This is a genomic window from Hyalangium ruber (assembly GCF_034259325.1).
GTDB lineage: Bacteria > Myxococcota > Myxococcia > Myxococcales > Myxococcaceae > Hyalangium_A > Hyalangium_A rubrum.
In genome coordinates this window covers 118,274-143,460 of the sequence record NZ_JAXIVS010000020.1, presented here as the reverse complement: position 1 = coordinate 143,460, position 25,187 = coordinate 118,274, and the positions used below count along the sequence as shown (strand labels likewise).

17 protein-coding genes are annotated in these 25,187 nt (G+C 69.0%); 8 read left to right on the top strand and 9 right to left on the bottom strand.

Features of this window, described 5'->3' with window-relative positions; all coding sequences use genetic code 11:
- The first annotated feature begins 1,699 nt into the window (after window positions 1–1,699).
- Window positions 1,700–2,470 carry a DUF6310 domain-containing protein gene (locus SYV04_RS39320; RefSeq protein ID WP_321551215.1) on the top strand — a complete coding sequence of 257 codons (771 nt, stop codon included), beginning with the start codon at window positions 1,700–1,702 and terminating at the stop codon, window positions 2,468–2,470.
- 4 nt (window positions 2,471–2,474) lie between these two features.
- A complete protein-coding gene (locus tag SYV04_RS39315) occupies window positions 2,475–3,230 on the top strand; it encodes a DUF5953 family protein (protein WP_321551221.1) in 756 nt (251 codons plus the stop codon).
- 358 nt (window positions 3,231–3,588) lie between these two features.
- On the opposite strand, the gene SYV04_RS39310 is transcribed toward SYV04_RS39315, so the two are convergent.
- From SYV04_RS39310 to SYV04_RS39300, 3 genes are all read right to left on the bottom strand, one after another.
- Window positions 3,589–4,737, bottom strand: coding sequence for a hypothetical protein (locus SYV04_RS39310; protein WP_321551214.1), 1,149 nt, complete (start codon window positions 4,735–4,737; stop codon window positions 3,589–3,591).
- An 87-nt stretch (window positions 4,738–4,824) separates the two neighbouring features.
- A complete protein-coding gene (hflX, locus tag SYV04_RS39305; protein ID WP_321551213.1) occupies window positions 4,825–6,138 on the bottom strand; it encodes a GTPase HflX in 1,314 nt (437 codons plus the stop codon).
- Window positions 6,139–6,502: 364 nt separating this feature from the next.
- A complete protein-coding gene (locus tag SYV04_RS39300) occupies window positions 6,503–8,758 on the bottom strand; it encodes an RCC1 domain-containing protein (RefSeq protein ID WP_321551212.1) in 2,256 nt (751 codons plus the stop codon).
- A gap of 136 nt (window positions 8,759–8,894) precedes the next feature.
- Here SYV04_RS39300 and SYV04_RS39295 point away from each other — a divergent pair, with 136 nt between their 5' ends.
- Window positions 8,895–9,488, top strand: coding sequence for a hypothetical protein (locus SYV04_RS39295; RefSeq protein WP_321551211.1), 594 nt, complete (start codon window positions 8,895–8,897; stop codon window positions 9,486–9,488).
- Here the strand turns inward: SYV04_RS39295 and SYV04_RS39290 are convergent.
- From SYV04_RS39290 to SYV04_RS39280, 3 genes are all read right to left on the bottom strand, one after another.
- Window positions 9,464–10,294, bottom strand: a complete 831-nt coding sequence (locus SYV04_RS39290) for a class I SAM-dependent methyltransferase (RefSeq protein WP_321551210.1) — start codon at window positions 10,292–10,294, stop codon at window positions 9,464–9,466. The genes SYV04_RS39295 and SYV04_RS39290 overlap by 25 nt on opposite strands.
- A 44-nt stretch (window positions 10,295–10,338) precedes the next feature.
- A complete protein-coding gene (locus SYV04_RS39285) occupies window positions 10,339–11,484 on the bottom strand; it encodes an MBL fold metallo-hydrolase (protein WP_321551209.1) in 1,146 nt (381 codons plus the stop codon).
- A 91-nt stretch (window positions 11,485–11,575) separates the two neighbouring features.
- Window positions 11,576–12,667, bottom strand: a complete 1,092-nt coding sequence (locus SYV04_RS39280) for a hypothetical protein (protein ID WP_321551208.1) — start codon at window positions 12,665–12,667, stop codon at window positions 11,576–11,578.
- Between the two features lie 114 nt (window positions 12,668–12,781).
- Between SYV04_RS39280 and SYV04_RS39275 the strand changes: the two genes are divergently transcribed.
- Window positions 12,782–15,439 carry a N,N-dimethylformamidase beta subunit family domain-containing protein gene (locus tag SYV04_RS39275; protein ID WP_321551207.1) on the top strand — a complete coding sequence of 886 codons (2,658 nt, stop codon included), beginning with the start codon at window positions 12,782–12,784 and terminating at the stop codon, window positions 15,437–15,439.
- 27 nt (window positions 15,440–15,466) lie between these two features.
- On the opposite strand, the gene amrA is transcribed toward SYV04_RS39275, so the two are convergent.
- A complete protein-coding gene (gene amrA / locus SYV04_RS39270; protein ID WP_321551206.1) occupies window positions 15,467–16,018 on the bottom strand; it encodes an AmmeMemoRadiSam system protein A in 552 nt (183 codons plus the stop codon).
- 122 nt (window positions 16,019–16,140) lie between these two features.
- Here amrA and SYV04_RS39265 point away from each other — a divergent pair, with 122 nt between their 5' ends.
- The 4 genes from SYV04_RS39265 to SYV04_RS39250 all read left to right on the top strand — a co-directional run bounded on the left by SYV04_RS39265 (window position 16,141) and on the right by SYV04_RS39250 (window position 19,929).
- Window positions 16,141–17,217: a hypothetical protein gene (locus SYV04_RS39265; RefSeq protein WP_321551205.1), complete on the top strand. Its 1,077-nt coding sequence runs from the start codon at window positions 16,141–16,143 to the stop codon at window positions 17,215–17,217.
- A gap of 119 nt (window positions 17,218–17,336) precedes the next feature.
- Window positions 17,337–18,506: a right-handed parallel beta-helix repeat-containing protein gene (locus SYV04_RS39260; protein ID WP_321551204.1), complete on the top strand. Its 1,170-nt coding sequence runs from the start codon at window positions 17,337–17,339 to the stop codon at window positions 18,504–18,506.
- Window positions 18,507–18,561: 55 nt separating this feature from the next.
- The gene (locus SYV04_RS39255; protein WP_321551203.1) at window positions 18,562–19,434 is read left to right on the top strand and encodes an alpha/beta fold hydrolase; all 873 of its coding nucleotides are present in this window, start codon (window positions 18,562–18,564) and stop codon (window positions 19,432–19,434) included.
- A 42-nt stretch (window positions 19,435–19,476) separates the two neighbouring features.
- Window positions 19,477–19,929 (top strand): hypothetical protein, encoded by a 453-nt coding sequence (locus SYV04_RS39250; RefSeq protein ID WP_321551202.1) that lies wholly within the window; start codon window positions 19,477–19,479, stop codon window positions 19,927–19,929.
- Window positions 19,930–19,937: 8 nt separating this feature from the next.
- Here the strand turns inward: SYV04_RS39250 and SYV04_RS39245 are convergent, their stop codons facing one another.
- Both SYV04_RS39245 and SYV04_RS39240 read right to left on the bottom strand, forming a co-directional pair.
- Window positions 19,938–21,764: a class II glutamine amidotransferase gene (locus tag SYV04_RS39245; RefSeq protein ID WP_321551201.1), complete on the bottom strand. Its 1,827-nt coding sequence runs from the start codon at window positions 21,762–21,764 to the stop codon at window positions 19,938–19,940.
- Between the two features lie 93 nt (window positions 21,765–21,857).
- Window positions 21,858–25,172, bottom strand: a complete 3,315-nt coding sequence (locus SYV04_RS39240) for a transglutaminase family protein (RefSeq protein WP_321551200.1) — start codon at window positions 25,170–25,172, stop codon at window positions 21,858–21,860.
- Between the last annotated feature and the right edge of the window lie 15 nt (window positions 25,173–25,187).

Here is a 25,187-nt window from a genome sequence, read left to right as displayed (position 1 = left end):
CCTTGCAAGCCGGACCGCGTGGAGTGCGCCCAACTTCCCCTGTCTGACGCATGCACTACCGGCCTATGAGCAGACCCACCCTAGGCGCGGGAGCACTCCACCGGCCTAACTTCCCCTGTCCGACGCTCGCGCAGCCCACGCGCCCAGCAGGCCCGCCTGGACGCGGGGAGCGCGCCACGAGTCCCGCAGGCGAACCTTGACGCCTACCCGGTTCCACGGGCCTACGGGTTCACCTGGACGCGCAGGCGGTTACGCGGGAAGGGCACTGCATGTGCCCCCAGTGTGCGTGCGCCGTGAAAGGTGCATCTGACCCGCGGGTGGAAGTCCCGCCCGAGGAGGAAGTCGACCCCCTCGGTAGCTATCTGGCGGGGATGAGGGGTGACCCTCGGACTCGAAGCCCAGAGACAGAAGGCCTCGAAAGGAGGTCGAGCGAGTTCGCAGGCCGCAACGTGAGTGAAGCCCGAGCAGGCCCCGAAAGGGCAGTCGTGGGAGCCGACCTGGCGCACATACAGGGAAGGCCATGTGTCCAGCGAGAAGGTCGACGAAGCATCGCTGGATGTTCCACCGGGGTAGTGGGGCGCGGCATGTGAGCACACGGTGAGGTGCGCAACACGGGAGACCTGGTCCAGCGGGATGGCAACCCGAACACACCCAAGGAGTGTAGCGAGGACCAGGAGTCGGAGGGGCTCGTAGTACCGAGGAAGCGGGTAACGACCGTGGAGGGAAGGAGCCCTGGTTCAGGATGCTTCGCAAGGAGAGAACGCAGCGGGAGATTGGCGTGAGCCTACAACCCTTACAAAGCTCGAAGATCTCCGAGGGAAGCTGGACGCGAAGGCCAAGGCGGAGCCAGGAGGTGCGCGCAGAAAGAGCCGCGAGCATCTCCGCGCCGACACGCGTCGCGTGAGACCTGTCCGAGAGCCGGATGCAGGAAATCTGCACGTCCGGTTCGATGAGCGGCGTGGAGGAAACGGGCCGTGGGTGAGACTCGGCGAGAAGGCGAGCGAGAGCGGACCTTCGCAGTAGGCGCCGACGAACCCGAGCGGCACCGCGCCTCCCGTCGACTCTACCCCTCCAGCGGGGATGAGAACGGGACGAGACGGGACGAGACGGGACGGAGCGGAGGAACGATCCACTGAGAGATCAAGGCGTTAGCCGGTAACAGCGCGACCTGCGTGGGGTTTTGCTTCCGCCTTGTTGCGGGTTCGATTCCCGCCGCCTCCACACTTTCACGGCGTGATGACGGGTGGTGGGCGGTCGCGAGGGGAACTGCCGGGCGATTGCGGTCGGCGCGGGGCCGCTCGCTGGAGCCCGACTGGATGAAGGGGCGCCCGGGCGGGCGGGAAAACGAGCTGCTCGTCGCGTACCTGCTGCCGACGGGGCACGTCGCGGCCTACAGTGTGCGCCTCTCGTCGGGGGCGCGTTCCTATGGGGCGGCAAGGTGTACCGCTGACTCTGGTGGTCCAAGGCGGGGGCTGCGAAAATCGTGAGCGCTCCGCGCGCACTCGCTGTCGAGCGTGGCCGACAGCACCCTTTCCATAAGGTCAGCATCATGCTTCACCGCACATGCATCGCGCTCCTGATCGCTCTCTCGGCTTGCGCAACGACGAATCCGAGCCCTGCGGAGCGGGAGGACCCGAATCTGAGATTCGCCAACCTTCAGCGGGCGGCGCAGTACCCCTGGACAGATGGTGGGCATTGCGTGCTGCGAGAAGCCTCCAACGAATGGCCTGTCCTGGCGGAGAGGTGCTTTAGCGCGCTCGATCACGACAGAGTCAGGTTTCAGGATGTCACGGGGAGATGCGCAGTAGCTTCTGCGCCTGCGGCTGCCGCGACTCTGGGGGGCGTCGGGCTGTGCCTGTTTGCGTCGCCAGTCGTCGTCACTGGAGCAGTAATTGTAATTGGCACCATAGTGGTGGCGGTTGTTATCCAAGAGGGGATCAATGCTTATGAACGGAACGCATCCCGTGAGCGTGCAAAGCCCAAGGCTCAGCCACAACCATCCAGTGAGCAGGAACCCGTGGCGAACAGAGAGCCCAAGCCGGAAGGGTTGGGCAGGGACTGGCTCCCACCCGTATCCTCCGATCCCTCGGAGCGCTCTGAGTGCAGGCCTATCCCAGGACCTCCTCGTGGAGGAAACGAGCCGCATAACGAGTGTGCCAACAAGGTTCCAGGCAACGACTTCCCCGGTCTGAATGTGCTTATTAGAGGCAAGAGCACAGTTAAGAGCTTCGATGCGCTGGTGCTCGCTACGCGCACGCTGTGGGAGGTTAAGACCTACAACCTTGGCCACCAATCGCCCCGCTCCCGGAAATTCCTTGTCGAAGTGAAATTGCCGCAGATCAGAGAAGAAGCCAAACTCGCCAAGGAATGTGGCTATAACTTCGTCGTTGGCGTCATGAGCGCAGAGCACAAAGCGCTACTACAGAGCTTGGAACCGAACCTCACGGTCGTTGTCATGGATTGGTGCTAACGTGGTGCTTGTGCGCAACGAAATTGCTATCAGTGTCTATGCGCCGACGCTCGTGGGCGACGAGAAACGCCCTCTTGCCATCGCTCAAGGAATGGAGCGTGCGCTTCCTGAGCTGCGGCTGGCGTGGACAACTTCTGAAAAGGAAGACCTCATCCCATTGCCCAACCGCGATCAGGGGCTAGCAACAGACAAGACAAACGGCGGTTTTTTCTTTCTCTGCAACGATGACGACGATCGCTTGGTGACTCTTGGCGGGTCGGAGAACCCTCTTGGTCTTGCAGCAGACGGTGTGCCGCACTTCGAGGTTCATGCGAGCCTGCCACTCGACACGGCGAGTATCGCGGCGGCAGCGGATGTGCTGGCAGCCATAGGGGAATTCGCTCTCGCGTTCTGGGGGCACGCGACGCCGTTCGACGCGGGTGTGGCGATCGCAGAGCAAACGAGTCCCACGTTGGAAGGGCCTCCGCGCCCTCCCCGGGGACTGCCAGCGCTCAAGCTTCCAGAGAAGATCCGCTCACCGGAGATTCCGCATCGTCTCGGGTGGCTCAACTACTGGTCGGCCGCTGCTGCGAAGGCCATCGGATTCCCGGATCCGGCCCGCGACGCCGAGTTGCTCTCACGAGCGCGTCGCACGGAGTCGGGCGGGTGGGTAGTGCAGCTTACCGATGCGCCGCTTGACCTCGACAACCCCGCCCACTTGGACGCGCTCAAGCGGGCTTACGAGCGCTTCCCGGAGATCGGCGGGCGCGGCTCGCCGTGACCTTCCGCCTTCCACGGACCTCTCGTGAGCCATGGGAGACCAAGGAACTCAGGCCGCTCGCGCCCGTAAGCGGATTGACCCTGTTGGGCTGCATGTGCCCCCAGTGTGCGTGCGCCGTGAAAGGTGCATCTGACCAGCGATGAGACGGGGCGGAGCGGGGGTACGATCCGGTGTGAGTTCAAGGCGTTAGCCGGTAACAGCGCGACCTGCTTGGGTTTTGCTTCCGCCTTGCGGCGGGTTCGATTCCCGCCGCCTCCATCCCGAGAAGCCCAGCAATCTTTAAAGGGTTGCTGGGTTTTTCTTTGCCACATGGGCGATGCGCATCACCCGCCGCTGAGCCCCTGTCCCGTCTTCAGTTTCAGCGGAACGGAAGTGTGTGGAAGGACTTGCCGTTGGTGGTGAAGGCCAGGTGGTGTGGGAACACCGTCCAGAGCCTGCCACCGGCGATCTTGAGGCGCGGGTAACCCGGCGCCGGTGTGGGGACCTTGAGCGGCGTGCCCTGGCCGTCGTCCAGGCGGAGGACGCGGTCGTCCTGGCTGACGAACAGGTGGTCCTTGAAGAAGGCCAGCGATTGCACGGGCCCCTTGGGGAGGGCGAGCTTCCGCGCCTTGCCCCTGGCGGGGAGGTGGAACGCCTGCGCGTCGGTATGGAAGTAGATGCTGCCTTCGGGCCCCGCGCACGCGCCCGTCACGGGGAAGCGGGTGGCGTGCCGCGCGACGAGGGCCTTGTCCTCGAGCGCGAACAGACCGTCGTTGCCATACGCGTAGAGCGTGCCCGCGTGGGACAACAGCCCGCGGAGCCCGTTCTGCTCCTCGCCCACCTGCTCGAAGCTCAGGTCCTTGCCCTCGCGGGTGAGCCTCCCCAGCCCATTCGCCGAGCACAGACCGAAGAGGGTCCCTTCGTGGATGACACCATCCACCAGGTCGAGCGCGACGGCCCCCGTGACCTCCCGGAGCTTCCAGCGCTTGCCCCCGCCTTCGAACGCGAGCACGGAGACACCAAAGCCCGTGAGGCCCCAGGGCGCGCCCAGGTCCCGGAGGGTGGAGGCCACGTAGCCGTAGGGAAGCGCCTTGGGCAGCTTGGTGCGCGTCCAGCCCTTGCCGTCGGAGGTGAGCAAGCGGTTGAAGTCCACGTCGTAGGTGACGTTGTCGACCTCGTCCTCGTCCACGTCCACCGTCACCTGCTCCAGCCAGACCCGGTCGGTCCAGGGCTGGTTCCACTTCACCCCGTTATCGAAGTCCCAGAGGTCGTCCCCGGCGACATAGCCGTAGTCGGAGTTCGGGTGCGGCGTCGCCGCCAGCACCACCACGGTGCCCTGCGTGGTGACGTGGACATCCGCCAGCACCTGCGCGACGGAAGCCACGTCCGGGACCTTGCCCGCCTTCGCGGCGGACTTCTTCCCGGCGGGCACGGTGGACCGGGTGCCCGCCAGGGCCTCTCCCTTGGGGAACGGAGCCTGCTGCTTGTCGGCTCGCGCGGCGATGTCTGTCGAACGGGGCTTGGGCATGGTGCCCATCCTTCGCTCATCTCGGGCGGGTCTTCAACCAGGGGAGGCGGCTGAGAGTGTCTGCTATCGGCGGGGTAGGGCTCTCGTTCAGCCCCGCTCCAGCAGTTGCCGGAGCCGGGCGAGCACGGCAGGCGGTCCTCGCACCCCGAGGCGCATGCCCCGCTCGGTGTACTCCTCCGACATGATGCGCACGCTCGTCCGGAGTTCTCCCAGCAGTCCGCTCCGAGCGTAGGGCACGTCGAAGTGCTCGCTGGCCCAGGCCTCGTCGAAGAAGGCGATCAGGGTCTCCCGAAGCCGCTGCATGTCTCCCGCGTCATGGGCGCTGAGATGGAGGGCTTCGGGGAGCTCGGCGGCGAGCCGGTGGCGCTCCTCGGGGCTCACCCGGTCGATCTTGTTGAGGAGCACCCGCGAGGGGATCTCCGAGGCGCCGATCTCTTCGATGACGTGCCGTGTGAGTTCGAGTTGGTTGCGCAACTCGGGGTCCGCGGCATCGACGACGTAGAGCAGGAGCCCGGCGTCATGCGCCTCGTCCAGTGTCGACCGGAACGACGCGATGAGCCCGTGCGGCAGGTTCTTGATGAAGCCCACCGTGTCGGAGACGAGGATGCGCGGTGTTGTCTCGGGCTGAAGCGCGCGCACCGTGGTGCCAAGCGTCGCGAACAGCTTGTCCTCCACCAGAACGTCGCTGCCGGTCAGCGCTCGCATCAGGGAGGACTTCCCTGCGTTCGTGTAGCCCACGAGCGCCACGCGCGGCGTGTCCTTCCTCCTCGCCCGCCGGGCCTCTTGCGCCGCTCGCGCCCCCTCGAGTTCCCGGCGCAGGGCGGCCACCCGCTCCCGGTTGCGCTGCTTGGCGAGCTCCACATTCGAGTGGCCTCTTCCGCCGCGTCCACCGCCGCCCTCGCGATCGCCGAGGGACGCGTCGTCGCGGATTCTCGGCGCCTCGTGCAGCAGGCGGGCGATCTCGACCTCCAGCCGGGCTTCGCGTGTCTGGGCGCGCTGCTCGAACACCCGCAGGATGATGGCCGTGCGATCGAGGACGTCGACGCCCAGGGCGAGCTCCAGATTCCGGAGTTGGCCCGGCGTCAGCTCGGTGTCGATGACGACGAGGTTGGCGATCTCCGAGCGCGCCGAGGGGGGCTGCGGGTCACCTCCGGGACCGCCGGTGAGGGTCGCGAGCTCCCGCACCTTGCCTTCGCCGAGGAGCGATAGCGAGGTGGCGTTCGCTCGCTTCTGAAGGGTGGTGCCGAGCACACGGATGCCGAGACTGGAGACGAGTCGCTCGAGTTCGGAGAGCGAGGTGGTCACCTCGGAATCCGTGACGTGCGGGAGCTGGATGGCGACGAGGATCGCGGTGGAACCGCGGGAGTCAGGACTGCGGAAACGGTCGGAACGCTGAGACATGGCATGGCCTCCTCTGCGACGAATCGAGAGAAGGTCCGGAGCGCAGGGCTCATGACCCGGTGTGGCGGTCCACGCGGTCCTCGCACGAGCGCCTCGGGCATCGGGCGTCGTGCAGAGCGTATTTCAAGGGGGACCCAGGGCATGCGCGTCGCGCCCGGACCTTCCGAGACGGAAAGCGGGCACGAGTGCGGCAGCGAGGCGTGGATGCTCGCTGCCCTGCTTAGCGCAAGCGAATGTAGGCGTAGAGGCCCATGGCTCTATTTTGATGTGTGGAGCCTTCTCGCGCAACCACCTTTCAGGGCACGGGTGGGGGAGCGGCGCGCGGTGCCCTGGAGAGCACCGCGCGCACAGGCTGCGTCGGCCCTCAGTACAGCAAGGAGGGAATGGGAGCCGTCGCGTACATGGTGATTCCCCCATTCCCGAGCTGCCCGGCGGAGTTGGTGCCCCAGGCCCACACCGTGCCGTCCTCATGCACCACCAACGAGTGGGTACCCCCGGTGGCCACGCTCTCCCCGCTCATCCCGAGCGCTTGAACCTGGACCGGCGCGCTGCGCGAGGTCGTGGTGCCATCCCCCAGCTGGCCGAAGCTGTTGAGGCCCCAGTTCCACACCGTGCCGTCCGCGAGGATCGCCAGCGAGTGGTTCTCTCCGACGGCTACTGCCTCCACCCCGCTCAGTCCCTGCACCTGGACCGGCGCGCTGCGCCAGGTCGTGGTGCCATCCCCCAACTGGCCCGAGCTGTTGAGGCCCCAAGCCCACACCGTGCCGTCCGAGCGCACCGCCAGCGAGTGCGAACCGCCCGCCTTCAGGCTCACCACCCCGCTCAGTCCTTGCACCTGCGTCGGCACGGTCCGCGTGGTCGTGGTGCCGTCTCCCAGCTGCCCGTAGAAGTTGTAGCCCCAGGTCCGCACCGTGCCGTTCGAGAGCACCACCAGCGAGTGCGCGTCGCCCGCGGCCACGGCCACCACTCCGCTCAGCCCTTGCACCTGCGCCGCCACGTTGCGCCTCAGGTAGTTGCCACTGCCCAGCTGACCGCCGTCGTTGATTCCCCAGGCCCACAACGTCCCGTCCGAGCGCAAGGCCAGCGAGTGCGAATGGCCCGCGGCCACGGCCACTACCCCGCTCAGCCCTTGCACTTGCACCGGCACGCTGCGGTAGAGGTTGGTTCCATCCCCCAGTTGGCCGAACGCGCCGGCGCCCCAGGCCCACACCGTGCCGTCATTGCGCAAGGCCAGCGTGTGGACACCACCCGCGGCCACGGCCACCACTCCGCTCAACCCTTGCACCTGCACCGGCACGCTGCGCCGGGTCGCGGTCCCATCACCGAGCTGGTTGGAGCCGTTGGAGCCCCAGGTCCACACCGTGCCGTCCTCGCGCAAGGCCACCGAGTGATTGTCGCCCGCCTCCACGGCCAGCACGTCGCTCAGCCCTTGCACCTGCACCGGCTCGGTGCGGTGGTAGAGGGTGCCATCTCCCCGCTTTCCGTATTCGTTCGAGCCCCAGGCCCACACCGTGCTGTCCGCGCGCACCGCCAACGAGAAGTTGTCTCCCGCGGCCACGGCCATTGCCCCGCTCAACCCCTGCACCTGCACCGGCACGCTGCTGTTGGTCCCGGTGCCATCTCCCAGCTCACCGGCGAAGTTCTCGCCCCAGGCCCACACCGTCCCGTTCGAGCGCAAGACCAGCGAGTGCGAATCGCCCGCCGCCACGGCCTGCACCCCGCTCAGCCCTTGCACCTGCGCGGGCAGGGTGCGGTTGCTCGTGGTGCCATCGCCTACCTGGCCATAGTCGTTGGAGCCCCAGGCCCACACCGTGCCGTTCGCGCGCACCGCCAGCGCGTGGCTGTTGCCCGTCGCCAAGGCGATCACCCCGTTGGAGCCGAGCCCTTGCACCTGCACCGGCATGATGCGCCGGGTCGTGGTGCCATCTCCCAACTGGCCGGAGCTGTTGGCGCCCCAGCCCCACACCGTGCCGTCCGAGCGCAAGGCCAGCGAGTGCGAAGTGCCCGCCGCCACGGCCACCACCCCCGTGGAGCCGAGCCCTTGCACCGGCACCGGCACCGTGCGCTTCGTCGTGGTGCCATCCCCCAGCTGGTTGAAGGTGTTGAAGCCCCAGGCCCACGCCGTTCCGTCCGCGCGTACCGCCAGCGCGTGGTTGTAGCCCGCGGACACGGACACCACATCGCTCAACCCCTGCACCTGCACCGGCACGAGGCGCCGGGTGATGGTGCCATCTCCCAGCTGGCCGTAGATGTTGTAGCCCCAGGCCCACACCGTGCCGTCCGCGCGCACCGCGAGCGAGAAGTGACCGCCCGCGGACACGGACACCACATCCTCCAACCCTTGCACCTGTACCGGCGCGATGCGCTGGATCGTGGTGCCATCCCCCAGCTCACCATAGGAGTTGGTGCCCACTGCCCACACCGTGCCATCTGGACGCAATGCCAGAGCGTGGTGCGTTCCCGCCGAGATGCGGGCCCGCCCCTGCAGACTCGAGTGCGCGGTGTCCAGCGAGGCGCCCTCTTCGGGCACGTCCATCGGTTGTCCGCAGCCCACGACCAGCCAGAGCCCGAGACAGGCTCCCAAAATCTTCTTCATCCATCCCACGTAACGACCTTGCATTCGGTGACTCCGCGTACTGCCGGGGTTGAGAGCGGGGGTGTCCTGCTCCGCTGAGGGCAGGGGAAGTACCAGGACTCTCTGACATACCGGTTTTCACTGTTGGGCCGTCCGCCGCCTACGGTGATACTCTGGGTGAATGCTCTCCCGAGCCCTCGTCCCCATCGTGCTCTGCGCGGCGGCCACCTGGCCGCTGCGTGCCCTCGCCTGCATCAACGCGATGGACACCAGCGCCTTCGCCTTCACCCAGACGCTCTGGCTCGATCTGCTCCTCTGGACCGCGGGCGCGGTGTTCTTGAACCGCGTCGTCCTCGTCAACGTGCGGGGCTCGACCGCCGAGGGTCAGCCCAGCCCGTCAGGGTTCCGCCGGTTCTTCTTCCTGCTCGTCGGCGCTGCGCTCATCCTGCTGCTGGCCGCCGTCTCGGCCGCGGGGCCACTTCTCAGCCTCAGCGCGCGTGACCTGGCCAGGTGTACGGTGAACCGCTCCATGGTGCTGGTGTTGTTGGCCGCTCCCACGGTCCTCTTCCTCCTGCAGGCTGTGATCTTCCAAGGGTGGGGCAAGCGGTTGTTCGGTGAGAAGAGGAGTGTTGCCCTCTTGAGCCTGGTGTCCACGTCAGTGCTGTGGGTGATGGCGGTGGGCCTGGCTCGCGATGAGGTGGTCCTCCCCAAGCTCTGCAAGCCCACGAAGGGTTTCATCGCCTACGACCGTTACGGCTCGGGGGTGCCCAAGTAGCCCTCGCCCGGTAGCTTCGCCCAGAGCACGGTGGCATTCGGCCGGGCGGGCTCGGGCTGGATACCCAGCTTCTTGAAGTCGCTGGAGTAGCGCGAGCCCTTGATGAGCACCGCCCTGCGTGCCACGCGCTGGGCCTCCGCGAGGGTCTCCCGGGTGAGCGGCGCGTAGTCCGCGTGGCGCCGCAGCGTCTCGAACGCCACCGAGGACTTGCGCTGGCGCTCGAACATCGGATCGAAGAGCACCACGTCGAAGGCTCCAGCCGGAAGCGTGCGCAGGTACTTGCTCGCGTCGGCGTATACCGCCTGGATGGTACACGCGCGCGGATGCTGGGACAGGGTCTCCAGCCCGTGCCGGGCGAGCAGGTAGAGCGCGGGGCTCTTCTCCAGGGCGGTGACCGCTCCCGAGGTGCCCACCAGGCGCGCCGCCACCTGCGCATCGACGCCCAGGCCCAGCGTGCAGTCCAGGACGCGCTCACCCTCGCTCAGTCCGGCGATGCGCAGGAGCATGTCCTCGTGGACCCCGGCATCCAGCTGTTTCACCCGCAGGTGTGCCAGCCCCGGGGAGAACCGGAGGGAGCCCTGCGCGTCCACCAGGGAGACCGCGTGGGCCTCCAGCACGATGAGCACGTCGGCCTTGTCGGCCAACATCGACGCGAGCGAGAGCTTATGGGTGCGCTCCAGGTAGGGCACTCCGACCTCCGCCGCCGCCTGCTGGGCACGCCGCGCGAGTTCCGGCGCGTCGCGGTCGGAGGTCGTCACGGCCAGAGGACAGCGGGAGCCCGGAGGCGGAACCGTCGAGGAGGGCATCCCCGCCATCTTGCCGGCTTGGAAGGCCTCCCAGCGAGTTCCACTCAAACCATGTGCGCGATGGCGGGCTGGGGGCGCGGCGTCCAGCCATGCTGGGCCCGCTCATCGGTGAGCACGAGCGGACCGAAGGAGAGGGCGGGGTGCATGTACGGCTTCACGCCGGGGGTCAGGCGCGAGGCGGTGGCCTCGAAGGAGGGGAGGATCTGCAGGAAGCTCGCATCGTCCAGGGTGCGATCGACCAGCGTCTTCTCCAGCACCATGGCGTTGTACTGGTCCAGCCCGCTCTCGGCGGTGCCCAGGTTGGGCAGCACCTCCAGGCCCTGCTCCTGGGTGCGGCTCGCGATGCCGGGGATGCGGCTGGCATGCGGCGACCAGTTGTCGGCGCTGATGCCGTTCTCGGTGATGGCCCAGACCCCCGTGGCCGTCTTGAAGAAGAGCGTCTGGTGGCCCGCCGTGTGCCCGGGCGTCCGCACCAGCATGACGCCATCTCCCAGGCGCAGGTCGTGGTCGGTGAGGACCACGCGCTCCGAGGGCACGCCCTTCTTGCCGTCGGGGATGAGGAAGGAGGAGTGAAGCGGGTGTAGCTCCTCCCACTGGGCCCACTCGCGCCGGGGTGTCAGCAGCCGCGCGCGAGGGAAGCGCGCCGGAGTCCCACGGCCCGTGCCGACCAGCTTGCGCACGTCCTGCAGGTGGAAGTGGTCGAAGGCCACGTAGTCGATGTCCTCGGGCGTCACACCGATGCGGCGCAGCTGGGGCTCCAGCGACTCGTGTACCCGAAGGAACATCCGGCCGAGCACGGCTTTGCGCTCGCGCTGCTGCGCCAGGTAGGGGGCCCGGGAGACCTGGGAGACATCGGTGGGGTTGAACAGCAGGTTGCGCAGCTCCCCGTCCTGCCGGAACTGCACCAGCACCGCGCGGTGGCGCACCAGCACATAGGGGATGGGCAGCCGCGCCGCGCCCCAGAACCCGAAGCGCGCCGGATAGGCCATCGTCAGCAGCTCGAAGCTCCGGACGCCCAGCACCGGCCGCTCGGAGGCGAACCGCTCGCGCAGCGCCTGCGCGCCCTTGCGGACCGCCGCCAGTCGCGACGCGGAGCCTTCGACCGACCATGCCGAGTCCAGGTCCGGGATGACTTCGAACTCGGGTGCGGATTCCTTGACGAGGTGCATGGCGCGCAGGGTAGCGAGCACCTCCCCAGGCACCATTGGCTCGCCGCGCGAGCCCTGTGTCGGCTCCTGGACGCTAGAGCCCCTGCGTCATCGAGCGGAGTGCCTGGGCCCGTTACCTGCCCGAGGAAGAGTGGGCGAAGGCCTGCCGAACCGTGGCCCACGGAATGTGGGCGCGGAGCAGGGGCGCGGCGGCCTGACTTGCCGCGTCACGTGCGCGGGAGCCATCTCCGAGCATGGCGGCGTTGTGCTCCTTGCCCGCGGCCTCGGCGGCGAGCCCGGCCTCGAGCTGCGCCACCAGCGCGTACTCCTTCACCGCCGCCGTGAGGGAGTCGCGGAGGATGGGGGAGTGGCCCGCCTCGGCCTCGGCGGCGGCATCCGCCAGCGCGGCGGCGGCGCGCGCGGCGGCGGCGGGCACCAGTCCCAGCCCCTTGGCCGCCACGAGCGCCACATTCCGGGCATGGGCACACTCGGCGCCCGTGCCTTCGCCCTGCACCCAGCGCTCGGCGGCGCGCAGCGCCTCGGCCGGCCGTGGCTCGCCCGGGGGGAGCTTCGGCAACACCTGGGAGACGAGCGTCGCCACCGCCGGGAGCAGCTCCTTCACGGGCACCCCGAGCGCCGTCGCCAGCCCGATGAGCCAGTCCCCTCGGGGGCAGGCGTTCCAGGCGCGCTCGATGTCGTCATCGAAGCCCGTGGCCCACTCGGCCAGCTCCCGGTAGTCCAGCGTGAAGGGCTCTCTCGGCCGGCGAGACCAGGCCCGCAGCAGCCGCCGCCCCATCGTCCCCAGCGCCCGCCGGTCCGCGCTGTCCACGCGCTCGCGGCAGGCGGTGAGCAGCCGATCGAACTCCTTCTCGACCGCCCGGCGCTGCGAGCGCTGGAGGCCCTTGTCCGACGGGGGCGCGTCCGGTTGCGAGTCGAGGGTGGTGAGGAAGACGCGCTTCCAGACGTCCACCTCCTCGGCGCTGGGCAGCGGCACCGTCACCTTCTGATCCAGGATGTTGAGCAGCGCGACCGCCGCGAAGGCCTGCTCGAAGCCCTCGCCGAGGCGAGGCTGCTCCAGGAAGTCGAGGATGACGCTCATGAACCCATCGACGACCTCGCCGACGTAGTCGAGCCCCTTGTCATTGCCAAAAGGTCCTGCCGCCCAGCTCCCCATGGCCGGCGAGCATAGAGCACCGGACACGGCGCCCACACAGGGAGTTCTCATGTGGCGCTCCGTACCCAACGTGTGAAGCGGCGCACACCTCCTGGGCAGGCGGGGAGTTGGCATGGGGTGCCAGCGTGCCTATCTCGGGGGTCCGGCAAGTACGAGGAGGCGACGGTGGGACGACGCGGATGGGTGGCGTTGTGGGCGGCGGTGTCTGTGTTGGCGGCCTGCCATGAGAAGGGCACCATCCCGATTCCGGATGACCGGGAGGGGGACGCGGTCGCGGACGAGAATCCGCTGCCGGACAATCCGCTGCCACATCCGCGGCCTCCTCCGCCGACGCCCGTGGAGGAGTGCCCTCCGGCATGTCCGCCGCCTCCCCCGGAGAAGCCCACCCGGGTCGTGCTGCCCAACCCGATTCCCGCGGAGAACCAGAAGCCGGGAGATGCCACGTGGCGCAGCGGCCGCCAGGCCAACGCGGGCCAGGTGGAGCTCTATGCCTCCACGGACTCGGTGCTCGTCGGCGACACGGTGAACGTCAAGGTCTCCGTTTCGGACGAGGGCCCGGTCACCGCCGAGGTGTTCCGGCTCGGCTACTACGGAGGCGCGGGCGCGCGGAAGATGTGGTCCGCGGGCCCCTTCCAGGCCAAGAAGCAGGCGCCGTGCCCGCGCGAGCCGAGCACCTCGCTGGTGGAGTGCTCGTGGACCGACACCTTCTCGTTCCAGATCGGCGAGGACTGGGTGTCCGGCATGTACGTCGTCAAGGTGAAGCGCGCGGATGGGTTCAAGCGCTTCACCTCCTTCGTGGTGCGCGACATGCGCGCCGCCGAGATCCTCTTCCAGCCCGGCATTCTCACCTACCAGGCCTACAACACCTGGGGCGGCGAGAGCCTCTACGCGGACGCCTCGGGCACGATGCCCAACGGCCGCGCCTATCAGGTGTCGTTCAACCGCCCGTACAAGGACGATGAGGGCGCCGGCCAGATGCTGCGCTGGGAGTACCCCTTCGCCAAGTTCCTCGAGCAGCAGGGCTATGACGTCACCTACGCCACCAACCTCGACTTCTTGCGGCAGTCCAACCTGCTGGAGGGCATCGGCGCCTTCGTCCACGCCGGCCACGATGAGTACTGGACGCAGGCGCAGCGCGACCAGGTGGACGCGGCGCTCGCCTCGGGGAAGATGAGCCTGGCCCACTTCGGCGGGAACGGCGCGTACTGGAAGGTGCGCATGCTGTCCGACAGCAAGAACAACCCGCTGCGCACCGTCGTTTGCTACAAGAACGAGCCCTATCGGGATCCGGAGCCCTTCTCCACCGTGCGCTTCCGGGATGAGCCCAGCCCGACGCCCGAGAACGGGCTGTTCGGCACCATGTACGACGGCTGGCAGCTCATCTCCTTCCCGCTGACCGTGAAGGACGAGAGCCACTGGATCTTCGCGGGCACCGGGCTGCGCAACGGCATGCAGATGCACGGGCTGCTGGGCTACGAGGTGGACCGCATCTTCGACAACGGCCACACGCCGCCGGGCCTGCGCGTGAGCATGGAGAGCCCGCTCGTCACCGCCGAGGGCATTCCCACCGTCTCCCAGGTGGTGGACCGCACGCTGCCCTCGGGGCGGCTCATCTTCTCGGCGGGCACCATCTACTGGCCGCTGGCGTTCTCGACCGACCCGGAGCTGGCCGATGCGCGCGTGGCCCGCATGACGCAGAACGTGCTCGAGCGCGCCCTGTCCCACCGCCGTGCGGCGCGCACGCTCCCGCCGGCGACGGGGCCCGTTCCCGCCGCTCCCGTGCCGGATCCGATCTGGGCCCACCAGGTGGCGGCCTTCGCTGGAGTGGCGGGGCGCTCGGGCTACCAGGACGGCCCCGCGAGCCAGGCGCTCTTCAACGGCCCCACGGGGCTGGCCTCGACGCCGAATGGCGACATCGTCGTGGCGGACACGAACAACAACCGCATCCGCTTCATCGCCAACAACCCCGAGCGCACCGTCACCACGCTGGCGGGTAACGGGGAGTCGGGCGGCCGCGATGGCGCGGGGGCGACGGCCATGTTCCGCCGTCCCACGGGGGTGGCGGTGGGGCCGGATGGCGCCATCTATGTCGCCGACTCGGACAACCACTGCATCCGCAAGCTGGTGAAGGACGGCGAGCGCTGGGTGGTGAGCACCTACGCCGGAGCGCTGCGCGCCGCGGGCAGCACCGACGGAGTCGCGGGCCAGGCGCGCTTCAACCGGCCCACGTCGCTGGCCGTCGACGCGGCGGGCAACATCTACGTGGCGGACCAGGCGGGCAACAAGGTTCGGATGATCGCGGCCGACACGCAGCAGGTCTCGACGCTGGCGGGGGCCAACTCCGCGGGCACCCAGGACGGGCAGGGCCGGGATGCGCGCTTCAACAACCCGAGCGCCATCGCCGTCGGCCGGGGCGGTGAGCTCTATGTGATGGACGGCGGCAATCAGCGCCTGCGCCGCATCTCCGCCGGGCCAGAGCGGACCGTGGTGACCCTCGCCGGGAGCGACAGCACGCCCGCGGGCTACGCGGACGGCCTGGGCACGCAGGCCCGCTTCCGGGCGCAGATGGGCATGGTGGTGACTCCGGCCAACGAGCTGATGGTGGCTGACACGGCCAACTTCCGCATCCGCAAGGTCGTCCCGGGCGAGGAGGCCGCCACCACGCGGGTCTACACCCTGGCCGGCACCGGGCGGCTCGGCACGCACCTGGGCACGGGCGAGCAGGCCGACATCGTCTCCCCCGCCGGGCTCACCATCAACCCCGCCGAGCGGCTGCTGGTGTCCGACTCGTACAACCACGTGATTCGCATCATCACCCGCTGAGCGGGGCGTGGGGCGGGGCCGCCTGCTTCAGTTCAGCAGGTCCGGCTCCGCCCAGTCCTGGGCGGTGAAGCGCCACAGGCGGGTGCCGGGCAGCCACTCCTTCCAGGGCAGCCCCGCCTTGCGGCGCAGGTTGGCGAGGAACTCCGCCGGGGTGGGCAGCATCTCCCACACCTTGGGGATGAAGACGCCTCGGCGCCCTCCCCACTGCAGCAGCACCCCGTCCGTGCCCGGGCGCAGTCGGGTGAGGGCCTGCTGCTCGTTCTCCACGTCCATCGGCTCGAGCGGGGAGAGCAGGCTCACCTCGAAGCGGACGGTGTCCAGCTCATTGCGCCGCAGCGGAGAGAAGCGCGGATCCCGGTGCGCGGCGCTCCGGGCGTTCTGGATGACGTCCTCGGAGAGCGGCCGGTGCGCCTCCATGCTGCCGATGCAGCCGCGCAGCTCTCCGTCCTTTTTCAGCGTGACGAAGCAGGCGCCCAGCTCGCCGAGCCAGGCCTCCTCGGGCACCTGAACCCGGGGGCCCTCGAGGGACTCATGCACCGCGGCGCGGGCGAGGGACAGCAGCGTGGGGCCGCGCGTCATGCGATCTCCGGGCGTAGCAAGCTCATGAGGCCTCAGAACACCCGACAACCCCGGATTCTTTCTGGTCTCGCGGTCGTCAGCTCTCCGAGCGTTCAGGCATGGCTCTTGGGTAGTCTGGGGGCATGCGCCCCGTCGATGTCTGCAGCACGGTTCTCATCACCACTGGCAACCAAGCCCTGCGCGAGCCCGGCCAGGCGCGGTGGGATGAGGTCGAGGAGCTCATGGGCATCCGCCTGCGCCCGGCGGGCCGCCAGCCGTCAGTCGTGACGATGCTGGACGAGCAGGGGGAGCGGCAGTCCTTCCAGGAGTGGCTCGAGGCCAGGGCCTCGCCGCAGGCGCGCCTGTGGTTCGTGCCAGGGCCCTGGGAGGCGGACCCGGAGAGCTTCCCGAGGGATTTGCCCGCGCACATCCGCGAGGCCTTCGAGGGAGGCGGTGGGCTGGGGCTCCTGCTCTTCACGGATCGCTTCCGCTCGGAGCGGTTCATGCCCCGCGAGGTGCGGCCGCGCTTCTATGACATCACGGGCAAGCAGCTCTACGCGTTCATGCGGAGCCGCAAGCGGGCCGCCGTCTGGGAAGAGCTGCTCACGCGCGAGCTGGCCCCGGAGCTCGAGGGACGCGGCCTCCAGGCTTTCATGGAGTCGCGTAGCCCGGAGGAGATGGATGCGCTCATCTCGCGCTTCATGCCGCTGAGCGCCGAGGCGGAGCCCGTGGGGGAGGGGAGCGAGCTGGAGCCCGAGGAGACCGTGAAGTGGAACCAGTTCTTCACGCCAGCGCCGGGGGCCGGGAGCCTCTCCTTCGAGTACCTCCCGGTAGGGGAGGGGGATGAAGTCACCGTCGCCAGGGACTTGAACGCCTGCCGCAACGGGCTCACCCGGTCGCTGAAGTCGGTGCAGGACTTCGCCCAGCAGCAGGAGCTGAAGTACTGGAGCAAGCACTTCCGCCGCTGCCTGCTGCGCCTGACGCTCGAGCCCCAGCCGCTGGAGGACATCCTGGAGTTGCTCATCCTCAACGGGCTGCCGGTGCCCGCGCTCCAGCTGGTGAACGCCGCCATGGCCGCGGACGTCTTTGGCGGGATGGGCTCCTGGAATGACCTGAGCTTCGACGGCGCGGATGCTCAGTCGTATCGGGTCCTCTCCGACCGGCTCCTCGGAGCGATGCGCGCGGCGTACCGGGCGGGCATCAACCTCTCCGCGAGCTGAGCGCTCTCGGCCGGGAGGGTTGTCGCTCCGACAGCGCGCTCGACCGCGCGTGAGGCTTGCTGGGCCGAGGCGGGGGCTCCCAGATTGACGCCCCGATAGGGGCTGGCCAGGAGCTCAGGATGAAGACCCTTCCGCTGAAACGTGCCTGCCACACACTCATGGTGTGGGGTGTGTTCTTCGCGCTCGCCGCGCACGCCCACGAGCGCGGAGGCAGCGGGCGCTCACCGGGCTGTGTCGAGTGCGGCGATACGATCACCACCAACACCCGGCTCACCCACGATCTCGAGTGCTCCGGTACGGAGGCCCCCGCGCTCCGGGTTGTCGGCACGGGCGTCGTGCTCGATCTCGGGGGACATACCGTGCGCCGGGTGGGCTCGGAGCCGGGGCTGTCGGAGGGCATCGCCGTCCTGGCCAACAGCACGGTGAAGAACGGGACGATCCAGGGGTTCGACCTGGGGTACGTGCTCGACTACGACGCGAGCCACTTCCCGGACCACGTTTGGTTGTCGAAGCTCACGTTCATCGACAACCGGGCCGCCGTGTACAACCGGAGTGGCTCCGCGACGTTCACCATCTCCAACAGCTACTTCATCGCCAACGGCTCGGCGGTGGGCAGTGAGCAGGACGCGAGCAGCGGCAAGTTCGAGGTGATTGCGTCCTATTTCCTCGCCAACCGGCTCGCGCTCTCCGCCAACAGCCACGACGTGGAGGTGGTCCGCTCGAACTTCACGTTCAACGACATGGTGGTCTGGTGTCCCTACGGCGGCGTCTCGTTCACGTCGAGCCGCATCGCCTTCAACTCGGTCGTGGGGCGAATCACCCTCGGCGAGTTCGGCTACGGCTTTTGTTCCCAGGCGTCGTTCGTCAACACGTTGTTCTTGCACAACGATGCGCTCGCTCCCGCGGAGTGGCCGACCTGGGATGCGTTCGACTTCGTGCTGCGCGACTCGCAGGTCTCCGACAACGCAGGCGGCATGCGGGTCCAGTCCCGGACGGTCGACATCCAGGGCTCCACCCTTCGGCGCAACGGCGGTGGGCTGAGCCTGGGCCACCTGGAGGAGTATGTGCCTCCCGAGCTCACTGGCACGGTCAGTGGCAACCGCTTCCTCCAGAACGCGGGGGACGGCCTCCGGGTGCTGGTTCCCAACAGCCTCACGGTGTCGGGCAACACCGCGATCGGCAACACGGGCTGGGGTCTCCACGCGGAGGGAGCGATCGACGGAGGAGGGAACGTGGCGGGAGGCAACGGCATGGGGAACTGTGCCGGCGTCGTCTGCGCCCCTCCTTGAGGCGCTCGCCGAGAATGGCTTCCCTGGTCCGGGGCCGCGTGGGACGCTTCGCGGCATGAACACACTGGTTCAGGGGCCCGCGCGCACGGGGACAACGCGGCTGTCCGACGGGAGGCTGCTGGGGTGGGGAGAGTGGGGCCCGACGTCGGGCACACCCGTGCTCTTCTGCCCTGGCGCGGCCATGAGTCGCTGGCTGGGGTTTGGCGCTGACGTCCTCGAGGGATTGAAGGTTCGGCTCATCTCGCTCGACCGGCCTGGGCTCGGCGCCTCCACGCCCGCTCCGGGGCGAGGGCTGCTCGACTGGGCGGAGGATGTTCGGGGCTTCGCCGCCGCCCAGGGGCTGGAGCGGCTCCCGGTGGTGGGCTACTCCCAGGGGGCGCCCTTCGCGCTGGCCTGTGCGGCCAAGGGCGTGGTGACGGGCGTCGCCCTCGTCGCGGGTGGTGATGAGCTGGCCTACCCGGCGCTGCGCGGAATGCTCCATCCGGAGGTCGCGAAGCTGGTGGACCTCTCCGCCGCCGAGCCGGCCCGCGCCGAGGCATTCTTCGCTGGGATGAGCGTGCAGATGATGTGGGACATGGTCATCGGCATGAGCTCTGAGTCCGACCGCGCCGTGTTCACCGCGCCGCGCTTCGCCGAGGCCTACCGGCGCGCCCTGGACGAAGGTTTTATGCAGGGCTCGGCGGGCTATGCGCGTGACACCGTTCTGGCGATGTCCCGGTGGCCGTTCGACCCGGGAGCCATCCGCGTCCCCGTGGACCTGTGGTACGGCGGCCTCGATACGAGCACCGTCCACTCTCCCGACCAGGGCGAGACCCTCGCGCGGAGGATTCCCACGGCGCGGCGCCAGCTCCTGCCACAGGTCGGCTCCGCGCTGCTGTGGACACACAGCGAGGACATCCTTCGGTCCCTGCTCTCCCGGACGGGATGAGAGGGTTGTCGCGCGAGGCGAGCGCTGGCCCATAATGCGCGGATGACGCAGCGGACAGATGTGGTCTTCGTGCCCCGGATCAACGTGAACGAGGGCATCACCGTCGGGCAGATCACCCACGCGTGCCTCGTGGGCACCCCCGGCTTCCTCTTCCTCTTCCCACACCACGCGCGGGAGTTTCTAGAGAACACCCCCACCAGCACGCGCTGGAAGGTGAGCCCGGACGAGATGCCCGAGGCCGTAGAGAAGTTCCTCTCGGAGAAGCTCTCCCTGGAGAAGCTCGAGAAGGAGCTGACGACGGTGCTCTCCAAGGACAAGTCCCAGCGGCGCATCTTCCCAGTCGACCAGCTGGAGCGGTTCGCCATCCAGGTGGGCTTCTGGATCTTCGGTGGAGTGTCGATCCAGATGGCTGGCGAGGATCGAAAGGTCATCAACGTCCCAGGCAAGGCGACGCGCCAGAAGCTCCACGACTTCTATGCGACCCGGCTGAAGTGATCGTCGGGCTAGGCGATCCGGTCCACCCGCACGTCCACCTCCAGCGTCTCGGGTCCACCTCCAACGAAGATGGTCCCCGAGGTGGGGGTGGCGTCACCGTAGCCGCGCCCTACCGCGACCCGCACGTGCGAGGTCTGCGTGAGGATGCCGTTGGTCGGGTCGAAGCCTCGCCAGCCCACCTCGGGCAGGTAGAGCTGCAACCACGCATGGGACGCTTCGGCCTGCCGCTGATTTGTACTCTGCGGACCACAGTAGATGTAGCCGCACGTGTAGCGCGCCGGTACGCCCAGCAGCCGCGCCATGCAGATGAACAGGTTGGTGAAGTCCTGGCAGACGCCGCGCCGGTTCGCGTACACGTCGAAGGGCGTCGTGTACACCGTCGTCGAGCCCTGCCGGTACTCGTACTCGCGGAAGATGGTCGAGTTGATGTCCAGCAGCGTGTCCAGCAGGTCGTAGTCGTTCCGCTTCACGAAGCTCATCGCGTACTCCGTGAGCTCCACCAACTGACTCTCCGGTAGCTCCTGCGGCAGCAGGAAGGGCTGAAGCACCTGCTGCTGCCAGGGCATCCACACCAGCGGGATGGTGCCGCGCTCCTTGGGCGCACGGAATTGGAGCGGATCCGTGTCGTAGAGCTCCACCGTCGAGCGCGCCTCGATGGCCAGCTCCGTATAGGGCGTCTCGATATGCACCCGCGTGGCCCGATTGCCGAACACGTCGTCGTAGTCGCGGCGCTTGCCATCCACGGACAGGTGGAGCTCGTGCCCGATCACTGCCTGCAGCTCGTCGTGCATCGGCCGTAGCCGGAGCATGTGGGTGCTTCGCTCGATGGGCGTCTGGTAGCGGTAGACGGTGCGGTGAACCACCGAGAAGCGCTGCACCTCCGCATTCGAGGGCAGCTTGAAGTCCCGCACCCGAGCGACGAAGTGCGTCTGGGCAGGCGGCACGGCGGGAGCCACCGGCGCCAGCGCCGCCGTCTGCGTGTCCGGGACCTGCTGTTGGATCGGCTGCGCCTGCGCCTCCACCTGCGGTGTCGGAGCGGGGGGCTTCGCCTCCGCAGTGACCGCGCCCTGCCGAATGCGCAGGAGCGTTCCCGGCGCGAGCCGCTTCCAGTCCACCTTGGCGTTCCCCTCGGGCTGGAGGGGATTGGAGCAGATGATGACGCCCTTGCGGCTCTTGATGCCGCGCTTGGTCAGGTCCACCAACAGATCGTCATCGCCGAAGACGAGGCTGTCGTGCGGCGGGTGCAGCGTCCAGACATGCACCTCGTGCGCCGGGTCGCGGTCCGCGTACACACACAGGTCGCGCCCGTCGGTGAGCACGGTCGTGAGCGAGCCGTGCGCGTTGATCTCGGCGAAGAAGGCGCGGAGGACCTCCGGATCGATGTCTCCCAGGGTGCGCCACCCCTTGTTGGAGATCATCGACATCAACTGGCAGAAGATGAGCTCGGTGTCCGTTGAGCCGATGGGCTCGAAGCGCTGCGGAACGGTGGGCTCGACGCGGTGGGACAGGCTGCCCGAGTGCGCCATCAGCCAGTCGCGTCCCCCCCAGGAGCGGCGGAAGGGCTGGGTGTTAGCGGCGGAGATCTGCCCCCACGTCGCCGTCCGGACGTGGAGCATGAACACCGAGGAGGCCAGGTGCTCCCAGGCCCGCACCAGCTCGCTGCGGATGGAGCCGGGCGGCGGCGCCGCCTCCTTGAGCACCTCCGCCGCCAGGTCCCCTCCCGGGTAGTAGCCGATGCCCCAGCCGTCGGGTGGCTTGTGCTGAGGGCTCAGACAACGCAGATCGAACGAGGGGGCCAGTTCCCCCTCGAAGCTCATGGCGAGGACGTTGGGCATCCGGTGGGCTTGGTTGGCGACCGCAACAGGCGCGGGGCCGGCGGAGGGTAGCCGAAGCACCCTCCTCGGAGAAGGTCGCCGGTGACGGCCACCTCAGCCGACCGTCTCCTCTTCGACGGGTGGGGAGGGCGGGCGGTAGTCGATGGGGAGGCGCCGCAAGTCCAGGGTGCAGGGAGCCTCTCCGCTGGGCTGGGCCGGGCGGGCCTTCACCGGCCAGGGCAGAGGCGCCTCGGAGGTGAAGCGCTGCGCGCGGCGCGCGGTCGCCTCGAAGCGGGTGAGCGGCGGGGTGGAGAAGGCGCGGCCCTCGGGGTGCCACACGTGGTAGGCGCACGCGCCGAGCGAGCGCTGGCCCCAGGTGTCGAGCAGATCCAACCGGATGGGGTGGTGGATGCCCAGGTGCGCCTGCAGGCTGTGCGGCGGCGCCCAGGCGCGGAAGCGCACCCCGGACACCCACTCGTTCGCCTTCGCCGTGGGCGTGAGCGGCAGCGTGTGGCCGTTGACGAGCAGGACGTGGCGCTCCGGGATGAGGCCGGAGGCGCGCACCTCGATGCGCTCCATGGATGAGTCCACGTAGCGCGAGGTGCCGCCCGCGCTCAGCTCCTCGCCGAGCACGGGCCAGGGCTCGAGGGCATTGCGCACTTCGAGGGTGACGTCGCCCAACTGCATGCGCCCGGCGAGCGGGCAGCGCAGCTCCAGGAAGGGGGTGTACGCGTCCCTCGGCAGGGCCAGGCCCCGCTCCGAGAGGTGGGCGAGCACGTCGTCCAGGTCGCGCCCCAGGTAGTAGGGCAGCAGGTACTTGTCGTGGAGCGACTGCCCGAAGCGGACCAGCTTCGCCTGGTAGGGCTGCTTGGCGAAGGCGGCGAAGAGCGAGCGCACCAGGATGGCCTGCGCGGACACCATGCGCGCGTGCGGCGGCATCTCGAAGGCGCGCAGCTCCACCAGCCCCTGCCTCCCGCTCGCTGTGTGCGGATCGAACAGCTTGTCCAGGCACAGCTCGGCGCGGTGGGTGTTTCCCGCCACGTCCACCAGCAGGTTCCGGAAGAGCATGTCCGGCAACCAGGGCGGGGGCGCGGTGCCGGCGTCGAAGGCCTTGGCCAGCGCGAGTTCCAGCTCGTAGAGCGAGTCGTGCCGTGCCTCGTCCACGCGGGGCGCCTGTGACGTCGGCCCGACGAACAGGCCGGTGAAGAGGTACGACAGTGACGGGTGGTGCTGCACGAAGGTGATGAGCGAGGCCAGCAGCTCCGGCCGGGTCAGCAGCGGGCTGGACAGGGGCGTCGGGCCACCGACCGTGATGTGGTTGCCACCGCCGCTGCCGGCCATGCGGCCGTCGAGCAGGTATTTCTCGCTGTGGAGGCCCGCGTGGAGCGCCGCCTCGAACACCTGCCCGACCAGCTCCGTGTACTCGCGGCTGCTCGTGACGGGCGGAAGGTTGACCTCGAGCACGCCCGGATCCGGCGTCACCGCGAAGCGGTAGAGGAGCGGCGAGGACGGGGGAGGGTAGCCCTCCAGTTGGATGGCGATGCCGGTGCGCTGGCGCGCCTGATCGATGAGCGCGACGAGCTCGAAGAAGTCCTCGGCCCGAGCGAGCGGGGGCAGGAAGACGTGTACCGTTCCGCCGCGCGCCTCGACGCTCAGCGCGGTCCGGACCCGAGGGGGGCGGCTGGCGCGCTCACGGGCGATGAGCTTCCGCTGCTTCGTCTCCTCGGGCGACGGCGCGCGGCGGGGATCGATGGGCTCGTATGGCTCCTCCCACACGTCGGCCAGTGGGTCTCCCTCCGAGAGCGAGCGCAGCGGCAGCCGCAGCCCGAGGGGACTGTCTCCCGGCAGCAGGAACAGGTGGCGCCGCCGGAAGTGCCAGCGCTCGCTCACCCAGCGCCCCTCCGGGTCTCGCGCGAGGGGCAGCACGAAGCCCACCGCGTTGCCGAGCCCCTGGCCCAGCACCCGGGCCAGGCGCCGCCGCTCCTCGGAGTCCTGGAGGTTGGCCTTGAGCGGATCGACGTCCACCGGCAGGTTCTCCTCGTCCTGGAGGAAGCGCCAGGGGTCCTCGTAGGCGGGGTGTATGTGCTCCGTCAGGCCCAGCCGCGCCGCCACCTCTTGCGCCACCTCCCGCGCCTGCGCGGTGTCCGCGTTGCCTCCCGAGGCCAGCGTCTCGCCCGTCCACAGGGGCACCTGGTCTCGCCGCCCGCAGATATCGAGCGCCCAGCGCGGCAGGCTCTCGCCCGGGTAGTGCTTGCCGGCGCGCAGCAGCAGGGCCGCCCCGGGCGCGAGTCGCCGCTTGAGCTCCTCGGCGAGCTTCACCCCGAGCTTCCACTTCGTCTCGCCCAGCGCCTCTCCGTTCCACTCCGGCAGCTCGGCGTGCTCTCGGGCGTTGAAGGTCGGCTCACCGCCGAGGGTGAGCTTCACCCCGTGCTCCAGCAGCATCGCGTCCGCGCGGGCCCCGCCGTCGCACAGCGCCTGCCACACCTCCTCGGTGTAGGGCGCCGTCGGCCGGGGCTCGTGTCCGAGCCGGCCCACCGTCATCGAGAACCGCACCTCTTCGGCCGGTGTGTCGCTGGTACCCTCGATGGGGGCCGCCAGCGCCGGGGCCGCCGTCGAGGCGAGCGGGATGTGGCCCTCTCCCGTCAGCAGGCCGCTGGTCGCGTCGAGGCCGATCCACCCCGCGCCGGGCAGGAAGACCTCCGCCCAGGCGTGCAGGTCCACCACGTCACGCCCCACGCCTCGCGGGGCGTTGGGGATCATCCCCTCGTCGGTGAGCTGCACCAGGTAGCCGCTCACGAAGCGCGCCGCCAGCCCGCGCGAGCGCAGCGCGGCGATGAGCAGCATCGCCGAGTCACGGCAGCTCCCCTTGCCCGCCGCGAGCGTCTCCTCGGGCGTGTAGATGCCCGCCTCCTCGCGGATGATGTAGCGGATGCGCTGGTTCACCCGCTCGTTGAGCTGGACGATGAGCGGCACCGTTGGCCCGGAGCGCGGCAGCTCGTCGAGGAAGGCCTGGAGGCGCGCACCGCCGCGCACCGCTGGCTCGTCCACGTCGAGGAAGGGGATGAGCTCCTGTCGCAGCTCCGGTGGGTAGGTGAACGGAGCCACCTCGCAGCGGTTGTCGAGGAGGAAGTCGAACGGATTCACCGGCCGCACGTCGACGGCCAGCTCCACCGTCACCTCGAGGTGCGGGACGCGGACGCCGTCGGGGAAGGTGATGCGCGCCACCCGGTTGCCATAGGGGTCCTGTTGCCAGCGCACCTGGGCGGTGGAGGGCTCCACGGTGAGGCCATAGCTCTCGATGGCGGCGCGCGCGTGGGCCGCGGGGCGGAGCCGGATGAGGTGCGGGCCGAGGGCGGCGGGCTTCGGGTAGCGATACAGGTTGCGATGCTGGATGAGCAGCCGCACGAGGACCTCCAAGGGCTTCGTCACGGGCTATACCAAGGT

Excerpts from the sequence above, each read along its gene's own strand:
- SYV04_RS39295 (WP_321551211.1), top strand. The coding sequence starts at position 8,895 with ATGCTCTCCCGAGCCCTCGTCCCCATCGTGCTCTGCGCGGCGGCCACC.
- amrA (WP_321551206.1), bottom strand. The coding sequence starts at position 16,018 with ATGACGCGCGGCCCCACGCTGCTGTCCCTCGCCCGCGCCGCGGTGCAT.
- SYV04_RS39265 (WP_321551205.1), top strand. The coding sequence starts at position 16,141 with ATGCGCCCCGTCGATGTCTGCAGCACGGTTCTCATCACCACTGGCAAC.
- SYV04_RS39290 (WP_321551210.1), bottom strand. The coding sequence starts at position 10,294 with ATGCCCTCCTCGACGGTTCCGCCTCCGGGCTCCCGCTGTCCTCTGGCC.
- SYV04_RS39245 (WP_321551201.1), bottom strand. The coding sequence starts at position 21,764 with ATGCCCAACGTCCTCGCCATGAGCTTCGAGGGGGAACTGGCCCCCTCG.
- SYV04_RS39260 (WP_321551204.1), top strand. The coding sequence starts at position 17,337 with ATGAAGACCCTTCCGCTGAAACGTGCCTGCCACACACTCATGGTGTGG.
- SYV04_RS39300 (WP_321551212.1), bottom strand. The coding sequence starts at position 8,758 with ATGCAAGGTCGTTACGTGGGATGGATGAAGAAGATTTTGGGAGCCTGT.
- SYV04_RS39310 (WP_321551214.1), bottom strand. The coding sequence starts at position 4,737 with ATGCCCAAGCCCCGTTCGACAGACATCGCCGCGCGAGCCGACAAGCAG.
- SYV04_RS39255 (WP_321551203.1), top strand. The coding sequence starts at position 18,562 with ATGAACACACTGGTTCAGGGGCCCGCGCGCACGGGGACAACGCGGCTG.
- SYV04_RS39280 (WP_321551208.1), bottom strand. The coding sequence starts at position 12,667 with ATGAGAACTCCCTGTGTGGGCGCCGTGTCCGGTGCTCTATGCTCGCCG.
- hflX (WP_321551213.1), bottom strand. The coding sequence starts at position 6,138 with ATGTCTCAGCGTTCCGACCGTTTCCGCAGTCCTGACTCCCGCGGTTCC.
- SYV04_RS39250 (WP_321551202.1), top strand. The coding sequence starts at position 19,477 with ATGACGCAGCGGACAGATGTGGTCTTCGTGCCCCGGATCAACGTGAAC.